Consider the following 17,114-nt stretch of genomic DNA (forward strand, 5'->3'; position numbering starts at 1 on the left):
TGACGGCACGGGGAACGAGGTTCCCGCCAATGCTGTGTCCTGGAATCCGGGAGGAGTTACTTACGAGGTCCTTACTTTCCCGCCGGCGGGTGAGATGAAGACGCTGCCAGCGAATTCTCAGTTGAGCGCATTCGGATACAGCTGCGCGGCCTATGGCCCGTCGACTCTGGAGTGCTCGGGACCAGCGGGCGCTGCCACTATCGACAATGGCAATGTCACCGGTGCACAGATGCCGAAGGAGGATGTGCCTCCTGCAGCAGGCGGTCAGCCGGGTGGCCAAGAAAATGGTGCTCCGAATGACCCAGCGCAGCAGGGTGAGCCTGACGGCTCCCCGGCGCCGGGCGGTCTGCCAGATTTGGGCGCGTTGATTCCGGGACTGAACCGCTAGTTGCCCGCATAGCCAGTGGCTGCAGTTCATCGGTAGTGCGGGAGGTAGATAGCGTCCAGGTGAATTCGCCCATCACCAGTCGAGGGCATGAAGCTGGCATTTCCGATGCTGCTGCCGTGGGCGAACCTGCACGACTGACCTCGATGATTCTCGCGATTCCCGTACGCAGGTCGGGCTCATACTCTTCGACGACAACCACATCGACGGTGTCGTCTCCAGCTCGCGCGAGAAGTACTGCGCCCAGATCAAGAGCCACAGTAAAGAAATGTGGACGGGACGTGCGAATTCCTACTCGATAGCCGAGCGAGAGCATTCCGATGAGCAACTCACAAATGTCCTGATTTCCGCAGTCGACCTCCAATCGGGGAAGGTTCGCGGGACACATTGTGATGGTTTGTCCGCTGCTCCCGACCCCTATGACCTGCGCTGGACCATTAGTGATAGCGACGTCACGTTGTCGGCTTAACCACAGGTGCGGTTTGCGCCCCAACGCCGCCACATGATGAGAGCGTCCAGTGCGGCGCAGCTGTACTACCTCCGCAGAGCTCTCAGTCAGAGCACACTCCTGTGCCGTTAATCGCCGTGCGCGAATGCCAAGGGTCCCCAGCCTGTGGATGAGGAAGCGTAGGGCTTTGTCAGTGGAGGCTTCCACCGGAAGAGTTGCCACCAGATGTGTCCAGGGCTCAGGGGTTGTGCCGGAGCGTTCGGCCGCTCGGAAGTAGCGGTGCGCATGCTCTCCGCGGATTTCCGGCGCAATGTGATAAAAACACAGCGCATCCAGGGTCACTGGGCTGTCGTCGGCAAGCGAGACGATATCCGCAGCGCTTAGCTGGCTACGCAGACCTGGTGAGAGACGTAGTCCGATGAACTGTCCTGGTTCGGTGCGTCGCAGCCGGTCGCGAAGGCTGCGTCCGCGCACAGGGACATGCGCGCCTGCAGTGATGATTATTGCTGTAATGAGCAGCCACAATGACAATGGCATGTGAAAATCCCCCCAATATGTTCCCCACTAAAATTCCCCTGGTCGCACAGTAGCGCGGCCTGGCTTACTCTGCAGGGTAGAGATTATTTGGGGGAATAGTTTTGGGGGAAACTCATGCCACGTACACCGACCACGCCTAGCCAGGTCAGCGGTCATCGATTCTTGATTCGTCGGATTGAGCATGCGCTTGTGCGTGCGGATTCGCGAATGCTGCACGACCCTCTGCGCACGCGAACCCGAGCACTGTTTATCGGCTGTGCGCTGGTGGTTTTACTGGCCGCCGGTACTGCGGTGCTGTCGTTGGTGCGACCGCAGGGCGGTTCTAGCTCCAATGAGAAGCTGATTGTCGTGTCAGGGTCGGAGGGCCTACATGTACGTGTCAATGGTCGATTGCATCCAGTCGCGAATCTCGCATCGGCGCGGTTAATTTTGGGCAATCCTGCTGAGCCGAAACGGGTGCGCAGTAGCGAGTTGGACAAAGAGGACATCAGTTTTGCTGTCGGGATTGAGGGCGCACCAGCAGTTCCGGCCACGCCGGCAGGCTCTGGGGCCTCGGGAGCTGCCAAGACGGGCAGCGTAGGTGCGCCGGAGCTGGCACTGTCTTTATGCGAGCGGACGGTGCAAGACCTCGGGCAACCGTGGATTGTTGCAGAGTCACTTGCGCGTCTTGAGGAAGTACGTGGGGAACCGCAGCAGCTTACCCGGACCCACTCGGACAGTGCCGTTGTTGCCGATGGCCAAAACCACTGGCTGATTACGCAGGGCTACCGCTCACGGTTGGATGTCAACCACCCGGAGCACGCCGCTGTTTCTCGAGCGCTGGGTTTGGAGCGCGCCGCAGTCCGGCCTGTTAGCCCTGCGTTGCTCAGAGCGATTCCGGAGGTTCCGATTCTGGCCGCGCCAGCAATTCCAAACCGCGGCGCACCCACACACTTCGCCGCACCATTCGACACAGTCGGCAATGTGGTCGAGGTCGGGCAGCGGCGCGTTATCGTGCTTGACGACGGTGCCGCGATTCTCTCCCCGGTGCTAGGAGAGCTATTAGCTGCACATAGCCCAGTTCTGCAGGCCAGTGAAGGGCAGCTGGCGGCAGTACCCGTTGCGAATGCACCAGCAGTCCCGGGACTACCTGAAAAGTCGTTGACGTTTGCCGATGCTGATGGCTGGTTGTGTGCCGGCCGGATAGCAGGACGGCTGCAAGCTCTCGTGCAGTGGTCGCAGCATGCTCCGGAGGGGCGGCACGTGGATTACCCGCATGCTGACGGGGCGGGTGTGGCCGTCGACGGTTTCGTGGATGGCCGCAGTCGTGAGCGCAGCTCGATTGCAGTAAGCGTAAATGGGGCTGTACACGTCATTTCGCCAGAGGGAATGCGCTTTGCTGTGCACGATCGCACGACGTTGGCTGCTCTCGGGTTTAATGCATCATCCAACGCCGACAGCGGTGGTACGCGGCCAGTGGACTGGGAAGTTCTGGCCGCGTTGCGTGGAGGCCCTGAGCTGAGTAAGCAGGCGGCGCTAGGGCCGCTGTCTGGGGCGCGAGAGCAGCCAGGCACCTAGGCCCAGTGCGCATATCAGGAGCAGCCCAGTCGCCCGGAGCGGTGCATTGCGCTCCTGCGAAGAAAGCAGATCTGGTGGAGCCGGCGCGGCAGCGGGATTGGCGGCGTGCTGCGCGGCGGTGTCCGCAGTGGTCCAAATCAGAGCGTCATACGGTGCAATGATGCCGCGGCCAAGGCCAAGCCCGGAACTAATTGGGCTCGCGGAATTAAGGATGATGTCGCGAACCTGTGCTGGGGAAAGCTCTGGGTTTCGTGCCAGCAGCAGGGCAGCCGTTCCCGACACGGCTGGCGTGGCAAAACTGGTGCCGGCGATTTGCTGAGCTCGGGTGTTATCCCCGGACCCGAACACGTGGCGGTCTATGAGGCCGGTAGGGGTGCGCGGATCGGGACCGAGTACGGGACCGCCGGGAGCGGAGACATTGACCCATTGTCCCGTGATTGCATACTCCGCGGGTTGTGCTTGGCCAGCATCGTCGAACTGTACTGCTGATACTGCGATTACCTCCGGCAGGACTGCGGGCCACGCTACGGATCCGGCCTGACAACTATCGCCCTTATTTCCTGCCGCTGCGACCACTACTGCGCCTGAGACTTCCGCACGTGCGACGCTCTCGGCAACATCCGTTGCACCTTGGGGCATTACACCTGCCGGGGCACACGATGTGAGCGAAATATTGATAACCCTCGCGCCCTCCGCGACGGCCCTGTCGATAGCTTGTGCCAGCGACTCCAAATTGCCTTCGCCATCGGCCGTTTGTCTTATCGACAACACGTGCGCGTCGGGCGCCAGTCCCGCAAAACCATCGGCACCGGGCCGGCCTGCAATAATGCCGGCTACTAGAGTTCCGTGACCGTCGCAGTCTACGAACCCGCTGTCGCCGTCGACAAAATCGCCACCGTCGAGAACCTCGCCTAGGCGCTCATTGGGTGAGACCCCGGTATCGATCACCGCCACCGTAATCCCCGCACCCGTCGTCAGTTGCCATGCTTGGCGAAACCGAAGAGTTTTTTCGATCACTGTCGGTTCACGCAGTGCGCTTTCCGACGACAGCATCGTGGCCACGCAGTCCTGGCTGTTCTGGGCAGCCGCTATTGGTGCGATGCCCGACGGTGCTACTGCGGTGGCCGCCGTCAACGTGGAGATAAGCACCGTGGAAAGTGCGGTCGTGGCGGTGAGACGGGTTTTTATGGCATTCATGAAAAGTGGGTTTTTCACTGGAAGAACCCACTTACGAACTCAGGGAATTCGGCAATGATGGCCGCAATGGGCAGAATGACGGCGATGCTGCAGGCCTCGGTTAGCTCAGCTATGCGGCGCGTTGTAGGTGAGATGCGTGACGCTGGAAATGCGGCTAAGACGGTGGCTGCAAGCATTGGGACGACAAGGCCAGCGGAAACTGGCCAATTGCCTTCGAACCACTGTTGAAAGGCGACAGCCACAATGACGGCAAGACCAGCTAAAGCAGTGCAGGTGGAAGCTACTTTCCGGGCTTGGCCACGGGAGTGAATTGCACAAAAGACTATGACAGCAGCAGCCATGCCCAGAGGCCACCACCTGTTCGCATAGGCTCCGGAGAAAAGTACCACCAGGGTGAAAATGCTGAGACTTCCGGTGCCACTGCAGACGATGCCGTCGAGAATCCAACCCGCTCGCTTAGGTGCGTTGTGGGATATTTCGGGAGTGTCGCTGTCATCGAAGCTCTCTCCGGCGGCAGGGACTTTGGGTACGCGAATACCGGCAGCCTTGATAGCCAGGGAAGGTGCCAGCAGTATCAGGATGACTGCACTAGCAGCGGTGAGTGCTCCTGATTGAACCGAGTTCTGGAAAAGTGCGACAGCCGCAGCGTAAATACCGAAGGTAACTGCAGCGCTGAGACTCGCGGCGCCCAGGGTAACAGTGATGCGGTTGTCGCCGTCGTCGGTGTTGGAAATGAGAAAAACCAAACCGGTGACGGCAAGCGCGACGCTAATCGCAGCAGTCGGCGGCCAGTCGGTGAGTATGCGGTGTAGGTCGAGGCCAACGAAGCAGAGCCCCGAAGCGGTGCCCAGAATGAGCACTTGCAGCTCCAGGGACATGACAATCGCCGGTTTTGCGCTACACAACAGAGCCAGGCGCAGTCCACCGGCTACTGCCAGCAGTGCGATGAAGCTGATTGCCGCGGCCAGTGTGGAATCGGTACTGCTCAAGCTCAGTGAGGCAGCTGCAATTGAAGCTGTGGCTACGAGGGCGGCGGTACAGCCAACAACTAAATCAGCCGTACCGATACCGTCGGTATAGGTGGTGTCGGTAATAGCATCGGCGGCATCGAAGAGCCGAGGTTTGGGCACGGGCCCTGGGTCGTTGATAACAACCAGGCGTTCGCCTGGCGCAATACCGGCATCGTTCAGGGTGTCGTCGGCAAGCAATATCGTGCCGGCGGCGGTCCGTAGCTGCCACTGTGCCAGCGGGAAGTCCGCAATGTCGATATCGAAAATTTGCAGGATATCCGGTACGAGTGCGGCGATTGCGACGTTGGTCGGTAATGCAAGGTCTGCGTGTGCTCGGTTGGCGTCTTCGGGCATGTGTGCGGCATCAATGCGCACGCGAATGAGTTCCCCCAGCATGTATTTCCCCCATGAATTCTGCATGCTTTAGTCCCTCTAGAGTGGCGTACAACTCGTTAGAGCGCTACTCGGGGTAGTAACTGCGCGTGCCCCCGCTAACAGTCTCGGCCATGCGCTGCGAGAATCCGGAGTGTGTTTTAAGCTATGTGCACACCGATTGGTCGGGGGATTGGCCGTCGAGTGAACACAAGGGGCGACACATAGCGGGGGGATTTTTGTGACTAGTGCACGGGCGGGGATTTCGGCTACCCGAAAAGCGGGGCCGCAGCCTATGACGGGCACAATCGCGCCGGATGCGCCACCGGAAGCGCCGGAGCCACAGCCGGTGCCGCTGATGCGTGCACTCATGCCGTTGATCATGGTCGTGGCGGTGGTTGGCATGGTGGTGTTGATGTTTGTCTCTGGGATGGGACGTAACCCGATGTCGTTTATGTTTCCGCTGATGATGGTGTTTTCCACTGTGGGCATGATGGTGTCGGGAGGGGCGGGAAATAAGGACATGGCACCGGTGCGGAAGGACTATCAGAGGCATTTGTCCAGTATTCGCCGCGCGGTGGCGAAAGCAGCGAGGATGCAGCGTGAATCGGCGCAGTTTATCCACCCTCGGCCTGGAACTCTGTGGCAGCTGGGGGCGATGGGGCGGGCGTGCGAACGCCGAAAGGGGGACCCGGATTTCTTGCAGCTGCGCATCGGGGTGGCAACGCAGCAGCCCGCAACGCCCGTAACACCACCGGCAATTCCGGCGCCGGAGAAACTGGATCCGGTTTCCGCCGTAGCACTGCGGGAAGTTATTCGATCGGCTCGTCAGGTTGAGGGCGTGCCCTTTGCCATAGATGTGTCAGCCTTTGAGATCATCGCGCTCACTGGAGATACCGCGGCGCAGGGGCTGGCTCGAGCAATGGTCGCCCAAGCTGCTGCGCTGCATCATCCGGAGGATTGCCTGATTGCAGTTGTGGGAGATGAGTGGGAATGGCTGAAGTGGACGCCACACCACGGACACCCCGCAGTTACTGATGCCTGTGGCCCAGCGCGGTTGCGGGCGGCGACGTGTGCGCAGCTGACTGAGCTGCTCACGGCTATCGACACACTGCCAGCTGCAGTGCTGATTGTGCTGGCGGATTCGAACGGACAGCACGATGTCACTGAACTGACACCGATTTTTGACGCGGCGGGGTCGGAGACCTCGGTAGTTTTGCTGACCGTCGTGGAAGCGCAGTCAACGTTGTGGGAGGCAGCGGTTCACCATGGCATCGCGCTGGTTGTTTCCGCTACTGCTGTGCATGCGGAAACTGCGTCCGGACGGGAGGAGATTGGCGTACCTGATCAGCTGAGTCCAGCAGAAGCGGAGGTGCTTGGACGGAGCTTGGCGCGTTTTGAAGTGCCAACAAGCGCAGATGATTCTGTTAAGACCTCGGAAGACCCGGTCATGGAGGAGCTCGGGCTGTACCCGCCTCCGACAACTCTGCGCTACCGACCGCGCTACGGCAGTGCTCGCCTGCGCATTCCTGTTGGAGCTGATGACGGTGGTGCTCCGGTCTATCTGGATTTTAAGGAGAGTGCTGAGGGCGGCATGGGGCCACACGGTCTGTGCGTTGGTGCCACAGGGTCGGGTAAGTCGGAATTCCTCCGAACGACCGTGGTAGGGCTCGCAGCTACGCACAGCCCGGATCAGTTGAACTTTGTGCTGGTGGACTTCAAAGGCGGGGCGACGTTTCTGGGACTGGATCAATTGCCTCATGTCTCGGCGGTGATTACCAACTTGGAGCAGGAGCTTATCCTGGTCAACCGCATGGAAGACGCACTGCGCGGTGAGATGACGCGGCGCCAAGAGCAGCTGCGCGCTGCAGGGAATTTCGCCGGTGTCAGCGATTATGAGCAAGCCCGGCGCGCTGGGCAGATAGATGCGCCACCCATGCCCGCGTTGCTGATTGTGGTGGATGAGTTTTCAGAGCTGCTCTCCGCACGCCCGGAGTTTGCTGAGCTCTTCGTTGCGATTGGTCGGTTGGGGCGCAGTCTGCACATGCATTTGCTGCTGGCCAGTCAGCGTCTGGAGGAAGGCCGCTTGCGCGGGTTGGAAAGCCATCTTTCCTATCGTATTGGGTTGAAGACCTTTTCCGTCGCGGAGTCCCGCAGCGTGCTGGGCGTTCCGGACGCCTATCATCTGCCGGCCATCCCGGGCATTGGATATATCAAATCTGCTGCCGCCGAGCCGGTGCGGTTTCGGTCGGCGTATGTTTCCGGCCCGGTGGTCCGTCCGCAGCCTATTGACGGTGCGACGGCTGGGGCAGAGCAGGGGCTGCAGGGCCAGGCCGTAGCTGTCGCTGAATTTACCGCTGAAAATTGGACGCGGGAGGCTTTCGGTGCGTCGTCAAGCGATGGTGGAATGGCCGATCCGCCTGCGCAGACATCGGAGCAGACGGTGCTCGGTGCCGTGGTGGCAGCGGTGTCGCACGTATCGACACGTGCGCATCGGGTGTGGCTGCCACCATTGCCGGAGGCCATCGAGCTTCAGCCCGACGAGCAGCTGCCGCGACAGCGATTGACCGGTGTGATTGGGCTGGTGGACAAGCCGCTGTTTCAGCGTCAGGACCCACTGCGTATTGACCTGCGTACGACCGGTGGGCACGTGGCAATCGTCGGAGCGCCGCGGTCAGGAAAGACCACTGCCGCACGCACAGCGATCCTCGCGCTAGCCGACGGTATCAGCGCTCGTGACCTGCATTTTTATATCGTCGATTGTGGTGCGGGCGGCCTGAGCGACCTGGCTGAGTTGCCGCATGTCGCGTCGGTTGCACACCGCGGAGACGAGGAGCTTATTCGCCGTACGATTGGTTTCTTGCGTCGTGAGGTAAGTCGTCGGGAACAGCTCTTTCGCACTAATGGATGGCTCTCTCCGGAAGCAGCACGGGCGGCGGGTCAGCCGGATTCGGTGTTGGTCATTGACGGCTGGGGTGCGTTCAAAACGGAGTTTCCGGCGCTGAGTGACGATGTGCAGGCGCTGGTTGCAGATGGATTGGCGGTGGGAATTCATGTCCTGCTCACGGCCTATCGCTGGACGGACATGAGACCTGCCGTTCGCGACCTGATTGGTACTCGGATTGAGCTGCGGCAGGCGGAGTCGATGGATTCAATGATTGACCGCAAGGCAGCGGAGCTGGTGCCGGAGAGCCCAGGACGCGGAGTCGCGCCGGGCGGGTTTGCGATGCTGGTAGCTCTCACCGGCGCTGCAGACACTAAGCGGATTGCAGAGACAGCGCCGCACGGTGAGCAGGCACCAAAGCTCCAGTTGTTGCCACGGCGGATTGATATTGCGCGTTTGCCGCGACCAGCGGCCGCTGCGAGAGGTGCGATTGCAGTGGGGCTTGAAGAAGCCGGTCTGGGCGCGGTGATATTCCATCCAGAAAAGGATCGCCACCTACTGATATTCGGTTCGGCGGGCAGCGGCAGAACCGCCGCGCTGAGGGGCATCGTTCACCAGCTGCGGTACTCCCAGTCGGACTCGAAATTCGTCGTGATTGACTACCGCCGTGGGCTAATGGAGGCCGTGCCCCAAGAGCGGCTGGCCGGCTATGCGGGCTCGGCTGCGGTGGCGACACCCATGCTGGCAGAGCTGGCAGAGGTACTGAAGGCTCGTCTCCCGCAACCGGATATCACCCCAGCGCAGTTGAAGGCCCGAAATTGGTGGAGTGGTCCAAGCATCAATGTCATCGTGGACGACTATGACCTCGTGGCTGGCTCGCGGGGTAACCCCTTGCAGCCGCTGGCGGAAGTCATCGCTCACGCCGCCGACATTGGGCTCAATATCTTTTTTGCCCGTCGAATCAGCGGGGCGTTGCGGTCCCTCCACGACCCGGTCATGGGTGCGGTTAAGGACCAGGGTGCCAGCGTCTTTGTTATGGACGGCACACGCGACGACGGCCCCATCCTCGGCGTAAAGCCTTGCGAGCAGCCGCCGGGCCGTGGCTATTGGGTGGCGCACGGCCAGAGTCCGCAGATTGTGCAGTTGGGTTGGTTGGATACCGCTGGTGACCAGGAGGACAGTTGATGATTCGGGTCGAATCTTCTTCCACCACCCAGACCCCGACGCTGCGCCACGGCACCTGGCACCTGTGGGGACTCGCGGCACCTGCAGACACCGCAGAACTGGCGGTGCATGGCCCTAGACCGCTTCTCGAGAGCATGCAAACAGTCATTGTGCCCAGCTATTGGGGTGCTGTGCGACAGTGCCGGCTGGCCTCCGCGCTATTGGCTACCGAACTCAATCCGTACATCCTGACGCTTGCCGACGCCGTTGTGGAACTCGATGAGGCAACTGTGTCTCATAGCGTGTTGGTGGAAGTAGAGGAAACGCGTGTCTGTGTCACTCGTCTGAGCGGGGGCCACATTGCCAGTCGGATGACACATTTGGTCGGAGCGAACGACAGCGCACCATTGGTGGAAACAGTCATTGCGCTGGCTTATCAGCTGACCATGTATCCGGATGCGCCCCAGGGGATACCCGATGATGTGGAAGTTAGTGGTGGGCGCGGTATCACTGAGTATCCGCCCCGCTGGCAGGAGGATATTGAGTTCATCGTCGGCGAAGTTCCACCCGGGCTAGCGAACCCGCGGCGAGCTCTACTAGTCGATCGTCTGCGCGACCGTGGATTTTTAGTCTTCGACTGCCCAGCATCGCGGCTCGGGGAGTGCGTAAATCCGGCCTGGTTGAAAAACATCGGCGACGCTGAAGCCGGTGAAGTGGAGCCGTCGGAGGATTTCGCGGGGCGGCGTCCTGCAGCCAGGGCAGAAGTCAGCTCAGCGTCGAATCAAAGCACAGTTGTGTCAGTAGCTGCCGTTGGTTTGTTGACGGTGGTGGTTCTGATTGTTGGGATTGCTGCATGGCTCATTAGTGGCGGCATAGTTAGGGAGAACGAAGGGAGACAGAAGCAGCGTGAGACATCGCACGCACAGGCTCCTCCTGTAACTACGCCTCCTGTAACTACGCCTCCATCCACATCGAAACCAGTTCCCGATTCTGCTCCAATAGTCAAACTGACCAATGCGGGCGTGGAAGCTCGGTTTCCCGGCGGGTGGGAGCTTGACTCGGCAAGTCCGTTAGACCGTCTGATTGCGGTGGATGGCGGAGATATGCGCGTCTTGGTGCTCGCTAGCCCGCTTTCGCAGGACATGGCGCTTGAACATCTAGCCGCCGCTTTGAGCAGCTCCGTTGCCGGGGATGAGACAAAGTCCGCGCCGGAACGCAGACAAGTACTGGGCACCGATGTCGTAGTCGTAGAGGAGCGGCTGCCGTCAGGTAATTCGATAGTGCTCTGGCATCACAAAGTGATGTACGGAACTCAAGTCAGTGTGGGGTGCCAGTTCAGAGGAAGGACTATTGCGCCGGTACGGCCCGTATGCGACCAGGCAGTAGTAAGCGCTCGGCCGGTGCCGTAATACGCGAGGGGCGTAGAGAAAGTGACTGGGGGATGGGCGGGGGTAGGCAGGGGTAAAGGTTGGAAAACCAAAATGGAACCGAATCGGGGTTTTTCGCGCCAAACAATATGACGGGTTTTTAACGCGGGAAGCTGGCTGGCTCGCGCGGGGAGGTAAAAATGCCGTCGTTAATCAGTCACTCAACACGAATAAGGGGGAAACAGTGGCAAACCTATTTGCAGCCGAATCAGATCAAATGACCACTACCGCGGGGGACGTCGATGGCGTCAACTCGGAAGTACAGGGCGAGCTGGGTCGCATTCGAGGCGTCGTGGACGGTCTGGCGGGGGAATGGAAGGGCCAGGCTAAAGACAGCTTCGATGATCTGATGCTTCGTTGGGATGACGCAGCTATGCGTCTATCCAATGCGCTGACGGATATCGCGGATAACATCCGCGCAAATTCCAGCAGCTTCGATGCGGGCGAGGACGAGGGGGCGTCGTCGTTCAAGCAGGTGGCAGCAGCGGGTGCGTCGTTGCTGAACCTCTAAACGTTTTGTCGAATCGCACAACCACAACACTGAATCACACAACACACATCACCTTTTGGGGAAAGGGTTCTTAATGCAACCAATTAGGTACAGTTTTGGCGGCATCGACGGTGCTGCCGATGACATTCGGTCCACTTCTGGCACCATCAACGGGCTGCTCGGAGATTTGAAGAAGCGCATCGCGCCGATGGTCTCTACGTGGGAGGGTGAATCGTCGGATTCTTACCAGGAGGCTCAGCGTGAATGGGACACAGCAGCGGAGGAGCTCAATATGATTCTCACGACTATCGCGGATACGGTCAGCGCAGGTAGCCAGCGAATGGCGGATATTAACCGCCGCGCGGCAGCTAGCTGGGGATAGCTTGGTTCCTGCTTGAGGCACTTTTGATTGAGCTATGTAACCGGGGGAGGGGAGGACATTGCTCAATTGAGATCTTCAGTTAGGTATCTGCCTTTGAAGTATTCTTGCTAGCAGCACTCCAGGGGGGGGGAGGCCAGTCTCAGCAGTTTGTGGCTGAGACTGGCTTTGGCATTTTTGTTCTAGCGCCATCTCAAGGTAAAGTAGTCAAACTGTGTGCGCACACGTGAATGTTGCCTCGGGTCTCCACCGGCCGCCGGGGAATAACAACAGTGTGCACGGTGGCTGGCAAATCTACACGGACCCTAAAAGGAGTCATGTTGTCTACTTTCCATCCGAAGGACGGTGACATCGAGCGCAAGTGGTACGTCATCGACGCTACCGACGTTGTTCTCGGCCGTCTGGCTACTCACGCCGCAGACTTGCTGCGCGGTAAGGGCAAGGCTTACTTCGCCCCTAACGTCGACTGCGGTGACCACGTCATCATCATCAACGCCGATAAGGTGCACGTCTCCTCGAACAAGCGGGAACGTGAGATGCGCTACCGCCACTCGGGCTTCCCGGGCGGCCTGAAGTCGATGACCCTGGGTCGTTCCCTCGAGGTTCACCCGGAGCGTGTTATCGCTGAGGCTATTGAGGGCATGATGCCGCACAACAAGCTATCGCGTGCGTCCATCAAGAAGCTGCACGTCTTCGCCGGTTCCGAGCACCCGTTCGCCGGTCAGAAGCCTGAAAACTACGAGATCAAGGCGGTGGCACAGTGACCAACCCACAGGACGTCAATGAGAACCAGAACGTAGAGGCCACCGAGGCTTCCTACGATGATGTTCAGGCTGCCGCTGCTGCTGCCACGGAAGAGTTCACCTCTTCCATCGGCGACGCAGTTGCTACCGAGACCGAGGCTGAGGCTGCTCCGGCTGCACCGCTGACCCTGGATCGTCCGATTCAGACTGTCGGTCGTCGTAAGCGCGCTGTCGCCCGCGTCGTTCTGACCGCTGGTTCCGGCAAGATTGTCTGCAACGGCCGCGAGCTCGAGGATTACTTCCCGAACAAGCTGCACCAGCAGGAGATCAAGGATCCGTTGGTCCTGGTCGAGCGCGAGAGCCAGTTCGACATCAAGGCCAACATCAACGGTGGTGGCCCGTCCGGTCAGGCCGGTGCTCTGCGCCTGGCTATCGCTCGTGCCTTGAACGAGTTCAACCCGGAGGAGCGCAGCGTTCTCAAGAAGGCTGGCTTCCTCACCCGCGACGCTCGTGCTGTCGAGCGCAAGAAGGCTGGTCTGCACAAGGCCCGTCGCGCACCGCAGTACTCCAAGCGTTAAGCTTTACTGCTTCGAAAAGCACCTCAGTTTGCGTATTACACGCAAGCCGAGGTGCTTTTTTGGTTAAAGTCCGCAGTGACCAGGCATGGCTGCATTTTTGGGACAAGCCCCGTACGTTAGACTTTTATCCGTTAAAAACTGCCACGAGAATCGTTTATCGCGGTGCGATTGCAGTGCGATGAAAGTGCGATTGCAGTGCGATGGGAAGAAGGAAATCGTATGGCGGTGAGCACCACAGCCACCAAGACCTCCGACACGAAGAGCTCCTCTAGCTCGTCGTCGGTGGCGAAGCATCCCTTCCGCATTCGACGCGTACCAGGCATTGATGGGCTGCGCGGTCTGGCCGTTGCCACAGTGGTGATCTACCACTACTTCGATAATGTGCTGCCCGGTGGCTACATCGGTGTGGATATCTTCTTCGTGCTCTCCGGATTTCTCATCACCTCGCTTCTGGTGCGCGAACGCGCGGTCACTGGGCGCATCGATCTAAAGGACTTCTGGCTCCGTCGACTGCGCCGCATCGCTCCGGCTGCGATGTTTGTGTTGTTTATTTCCATCGCCGTCGCAGGTCTGGTCGGCGGGGATCCCGCTGTTGGCTTGTCGACGCAGTTTCTCGGCACGGTCTTTTTCGTCAATAACTGGACGCAGATTGCGGGTTCTCAGTCCTATTTCGCGGATTCCGGAGTGCAGCTGTTAGCGCACTACTGGTCACTGTCGGTGGAGGAGCAGTTCTACTTGCTCTGGCCATTGATCTTTGTGGCTCTTCTCGCCCTGAAGCTGGCATCTCGCAAGCTGGCAGCAGTGGCGGGCATTGGGGCGGTTGCTTCTTTCGTGTGGATGGTCTCGCTCTACGATCCGAAGGTCGACCCCACGAGGGTCTACTACGGTACCGATACTCACGCCTTTGGACTCCTGTTTGGCGCGGCCCTCGCATTGTGGTTGACATCGACGTCGTCACGCGCAGAGGCGGACTCCTGGCCACGCACAGAACCCCTTCTGCGGGACTTCTTTGGCAGTTCCGCCCAAGCTTTCGTAGTGGCCTCGCTGCCTCTGATCTTCCTTTCGTTGGTTCTGCTGATGATGTCGGATACCGCGTCGGCGACTTACCGCGGTGGGTTGGTGTTCGCCTCGTTGCTGTCGGCGGCGATTCTCTATCTTGTCGTTCGCGGTGTCTCACCCGTGCGTCAGATTTTCGAGTTCAAGCCACTGTGCTGGCTGGGAAAGATTTCTTTCTCGCTGTACCTGTGGCACTGGCCGGTCATCGTGCTCATCCGTGAACTGCTGGAGCGCAGTGAGGCCATGCAGTATGAGAACCTCGCTGCCTGCGCAGGTATTGCGCTATCGCTGCTTTTGGCGAACTGGTCATACAAGAATGTGGAATCGCCAATTCGCCGGATGGGTTACCGCCGTTGGATGGCGCAGTTTTCGGGCACGCAGTTTGCCGGTTCCTGGAAGCCGCGCGTTGCAGCAGGGCTGGCGCTGGTCGTCGTGGTTGGTGCAGTTGTGGGAATGGCTACGGCGCCGAAGATGACACGTCTGGAGGCGCAGCTACAGGAGGCAGCTGAGCGCCGTGCGCAGGCTCAGAAGGCGGAGGAAGCCGAGTTGGCCAAGCGCGTTATGCCGCGTGGTGACCAGATCACCGCTATCGGCGACTCTGTGATGCTCGCCTCGGCGTCCGCGTTGGAAGAGAAGCTGCCCGGTATCTATATCGATGCGGCTGTTTCCCGTGGTTATCCGGCCGCCCCGGAGATCATCGCGAGTATGAAGGCGGCGGGTACGCTCGATCCATTCGTCGTGCTGGGTCTTGGTATCAATCAGTCGGCTGCGGCATCGGACGAACACCTGTTGGATGAGATCCTCGATTCGCTGGGTGAAGACCGCATCATTGTCCTAATCAACCCGTACGGTGATCGTGTGTGGATGCCGCAGTCGGAGAGGGAAGTCCTCGACGCGGCAAAGAAGCGCGACAATGTCTATGTGGCTGACTGGTGCCATGGTGTGCGTGATGATTTGTCCAAGCTGCGCGCGGACCTTATCCACCCGACCCCCGATGGCGCCGAGGTCTATGCCAATGCCGTGGTCGATGCTTTCCAGCAGTATGCGAAGAACAAGAAACGCATTCCGGACACCTGCGGAATCTAATAAAAATCTAGTTAGTAGTGTTTCCACGGTAAAGTAAGTGGCTGTGGCCAAACAAAAGTCTTCCTCCAGTCACCGTGGATTAAAGATTTTCCTCGGCATCGTCCTCGGTATCTTCGCGCTCTTCGGTGTGTTTTACGCTGTCGATTACGTGCTGAACAAGGACCATGTCCCGCGCGGGTCTACCGTTGCGGGTATTGACATCAGCACGCTGAGCGCGAATCACGCTGAGGCGAAGCTCGAAGAGCAGCTCGGTGATCTTTCCACTCATCCAGTGGCGTTTCGTGCCGGCGAACGCACGGCGGAGGTTCTGCCCGAGGAGGCGGGGCTGAGCATCGACTGGGAGAAGACGGTCGCGCAGGCGGGTAAGCAGACGGCGAACCCAGTTACCTGGGTGCGCAGTTTCTTTACTACCCGTGAGCTGGATTTGGTCAGCGATATCGATAGCTCTAAGTTCGAGCCGCAGGTCGACCGTCTCGTCGGCGAACTGACTATTGCTCCCGTCGATGGTGAGGTCAAGCTTGTCGACGGCCGCGTGGAAACAACTCCACCGGTCATCGGCCAAGATGTCGACCGCAATGCGGTCAGCGGGGATTTGGCCGCCAAGTGGTTGTCGCCGGAGGGTATCGATGTAGAGACCACCGCGCACGACCCGGCTATCGGTGAGGAGCAGGTCCGTGAGGCAGCTGAGGGAGAGGCCGCCGATGCGGTGTCGGGCCCCATTGTTGCCAAGGGCCGTGATGGCAAAGATGGTGTAATTCCTCCGGAGCGCATGGCTGAAATCATCAGCTTTGTGCCGCGCGACGGTGGATTGGCCGCCGATATTAATGTCGACCGCGCACGCGAGATCCTCGAGGAGGGGCTGGCTGCTTCCGAGGTTGATAAGCGCAATGCGTCGATACGCTTCAGCGGTGGTTCGCGTGAAGTGGTCCCCTCGGTTGATGGCGTAGCCGTGAAGTGGGATGAAACTATGAAGGACTTCGCCGAGCGTGTGACTTCGACGGATGAGCGCGAGTTCGATGCGGTCTACGAGGACAAGCCCGCCACCTACACCACCGAACAAGCGGAAAGTGCCACCTTCGATGATGTCATTGGTGAGTTCACCACCGGTGGCTTCAGCTCGGCATCGGGAACAAACATTGCCCTGGTGTCGCAGATGGTCAACGGCGCATTCGTGGCGCCGGGCGATACATTCAGCCTGAACGGCTACACGGGTCCGCGCGGTACTGCGCAGGGTTTTGTCGAGTCGGGCATCATCCTCAACGGCCATGCGGATAAGGCTGTCGGTGGTGGTATTAGCCAGTTCGCTACCACTTTGTACAATGCTTCGTACTTTGCGGGCATGGAGGATGTCGCGCACACTCCGCACAGTTACTACATTTCGCGTTACCCGGCCGGCCGTGAGGCGACGGTGTACGAGGGCGCAATCGACCTAGCGTTTAAGAACAGTTCCGACACTCCGATTCTCATCGAGGCCGTTACTACTGGTTCCGACGTCACTGTGCGCATCAAGGGTGTGAAGAAGGTCAACGTCGAGTCCATCAATGGTGGCCGTTGGGCATACACGCAACCACAGCGTATGCAGGTCAGTGGCAGCTCTTGCCAGCCGTCGTCGGGTGCGCAGGGCTTCACCACTTCTGATACACGCGTTATTCGGGACCTCTCGGGCGCGGAAATCTCGCGTGAAACTCAGACTACGGTTTATGACCCGCAGCCAATTGTGTCCTGTGGCTAGTCTGGATTCGCCTGCGCGACCGGCTAAAGTAATACAGCATTGACAATGCAATAGTCCGCGATACCAAAA

The 17,114-nt window shown here is 59.6% G+C and carries 12 protein-coding genes; 9 read left to right on the plus strand and 3 right to left on the minus strand.

The genetic code is table 11. The features are described from left to right. Positions 1-215: 215 nt before the first annotated feature. Positions 216-1,370, minus strand: coding sequence for a hypothetical protein (locus HMPREF2787_RS10805; protein WP_083326611.1), 1,155 nt, complete (start codon positions 1,368-1,370; stop codon positions 216-218). Positions 1,371-1,484: 114 nt separating this feature from the next. Here HMPREF2787_RS10805 and eccB point away from each other — a divergent pair, with 114 nt between their 5' ends. After that, the gene (gene eccB / locus HMPREF2787_RS00645; protein ID WP_070858117.1) at positions 1,485-2,927 is read left to right on the plus strand and encodes a type VII secretion protein EccB; all 1,443 of its coding nucleotides are present in this window, start codon (positions 1,485-1,487) and stop codon (positions 2,925-2,927) included. On the opposite strand, the gene mycP is transcribed toward eccB, so the two are convergent. Both mycP and eccD read right to left on the minus strand, forming a co-directional pair. After that, a complete protein-coding gene (gene mycP, locus HMPREF2787_RS00650; RefSeq protein ID WP_222867342.1) occupies positions 2,886-4,124 on the minus strand; it encodes a type VII secretion-associated serine protease mycosin in 1,239 nt (412 codons plus the stop codon). The two genes, eccB and mycP, sit on opposite strands and share 42 nt — an antisense overlap. 14 nt (positions 4,125-4,138) lie before the next feature. Then, positions 4,139-5,554 carry a type VII secretion integral membrane protein EccD gene (eccD, locus tag HMPREF2787_RS00655; RefSeq protein ID WP_236658472.1) on the minus strand — a complete coding sequence of 472 codons (1,416 nt, stop codon included), beginning with the start codon at positions 5,552-5,554 and terminating at the stop codon, positions 4,139-4,141. 247 nt (positions 5,555-5,801) lie between these two features. Here eccD and eccCa point away from each other — a divergent pair, with 247 nt between their 5' ends. From eccCa to HMPREF2787_RS00695, 8 genes are all read left to right on the plus strand, one after another. Further along, positions 5,802-9,575: a type VII secretion protein EccCa gene (gene eccCa / locus HMPREF2787_RS00660; RefSeq protein WP_070858118.1), complete on the plus strand. Its 3,774-nt coding sequence runs from the start codon at positions 5,802-5,804 to the stop codon at positions 9,573-9,575. Then, complete coding sequence (locus HMPREF2787_RS00665) at positions 9,575-10,963, plus strand: type VII secretion-associated protein (protein WP_070858119.1); 1,389 nt, start codon at positions 9,575-9,577, stop codon at positions 10,961-10,963. Before eccCa ends, HMPREF2787_RS00665 begins: the two co-directional genes overlap by 1 nt. Positions 10,964-11,165: 202 nt before the next feature. After that, the gene (locus HMPREF2787_RS00670) at positions 11,166-11,492 is read left to right on the plus strand and encodes a WXG100 family type VII secretion target (protein ID WP_005510029.1); all 327 of its coding nucleotides are present in this window, start codon (positions 11,166-11,168) and stop codon (positions 11,490-11,492) included. A 73-nt stretch (positions 11,493-11,565) separates the two neighbouring features. Then, positions 11,566-11,853, plus strand: coding sequence for a WXG100 family type VII secretion target (locus HMPREF2787_RS00675; protein WP_005509924.1), 288 nt, complete (start codon positions 11,566-11,568; stop codon positions 11,851-11,853). Between the two features lie 317 nt (positions 11,854-12,170). Then, the gene (gene rplM, locus HMPREF2787_RS00680) at positions 12,171-12,614 is read left to right on the plus strand and encodes a 50S ribosomal protein L13 (protein ID WP_005509852.1); all 444 of its coding nucleotides are present in this window, start codon (positions 12,171-12,173) and stop codon (positions 12,612-12,614) included. Further along, positions 12,611-13,171 (plus strand): 30S ribosomal protein S9, encoded by a 561-nt coding sequence (gene rpsI, locus HMPREF2787_RS00685; protein ID WP_016422091.1) that lies wholly within the window; start codon positions 12,611-12,613, stop codon positions 13,169-13,171. Before rplM ends, rpsI begins: the two co-directional genes overlap by 4 nt. 219 nt (positions 13,172-13,390) lie before the next feature. Continuing rightward, the gene (locus tag HMPREF2787_RS00690; protein WP_070858120.1) at positions 13,391-15,313 is read left to right on the plus strand and encodes an acyltransferase family protein; all 1,923 of its coding nucleotides are present in this window, start codon (positions 13,391-13,393) and stop codon (positions 15,311-15,313) included. A gap of 43 nt (positions 15,314-15,356) precedes the next feature. Next, positions 15,357-17,045 (plus strand): VanW family protein, encoded by a 1,689-nt coding sequence (locus HMPREF2787_RS00695; RefSeq protein ID WP_070858174.1) that lies wholly within the window; start codon positions 15,357-15,359, stop codon positions 17,043-17,045. Positions 17,046-17,114: the final 69 nt, after the last annotated feature.

The sequence above is a fragment of the Corynebacterium sp. HMSC061H03 genome (assembly GCF_001838215.1).
Lineage (GTDB): Bacteria > Actinomycetota > Actinomycetes > Mycobacteriales > Mycobacteriaceae > Corynebacterium > Corynebacterium jeikeium_D.

What these genes read in the sequence shown, in the direction of transcription:
- HMPREF2787_RS10805 (WP_083326611.1), bottom strand. Translation starts at nt 1,370, where the DNA reads ATGCCATTGTCATTGTGGCTGCTCATTACAGCAATAATCATCACTGCA.
- eccCa (WP_070858118.1), top strand. Translation starts at nt 5,802, where the DNA reads ATGACGGGCACAATCGCGCCGGATGCGCCACCGGAAGCGCCGGAGCCA.
- eccB (WP_070858117.1), top strand. Translation starts at nt 1,485, where the DNA reads ATGCCACGTACACCGACCACGCCTAGCCAGGTCAGCGGTCATCGATTC.
- mycP (WP_222867342.1), bottom strand. Translation starts at nt 4,124, where the DNA reads ATGAATGCCATAAAAACCCGTCTCACCGCCACGACCGCACTTTCCACG.
- HMPREF2787_RS00665 (WP_070858119.1), top strand. Translation starts at nt 9,575, where the DNA reads ATGATTCGGGTCGAATCTTCTTCCACCACCCAGACCCCGACGCTGCGC.
- HMPREF2787_RS00690 (WP_070858120.1), top strand. Translation starts at nt 13,391, where the DNA reads ATGGCGGTGAGCACCACAGCCACCAAGACCTCCGACACGAAGAGCTCC.
- eccD (WP_236658472.1), bottom strand. Translation starts at nt 5,554, where the DNA reads ATGCAGAATTCATGGGGGAAATACATGCTGGGGGAACTCATTCGCGTG.
- HMPREF2787_RS00675 (WP_005509924.1), top strand. Translation starts at nt 11,566, where the DNA reads ATGCAACCAATTAGGTACAGTTTTGGCGGCATCGACGGTGCTGCCGAT.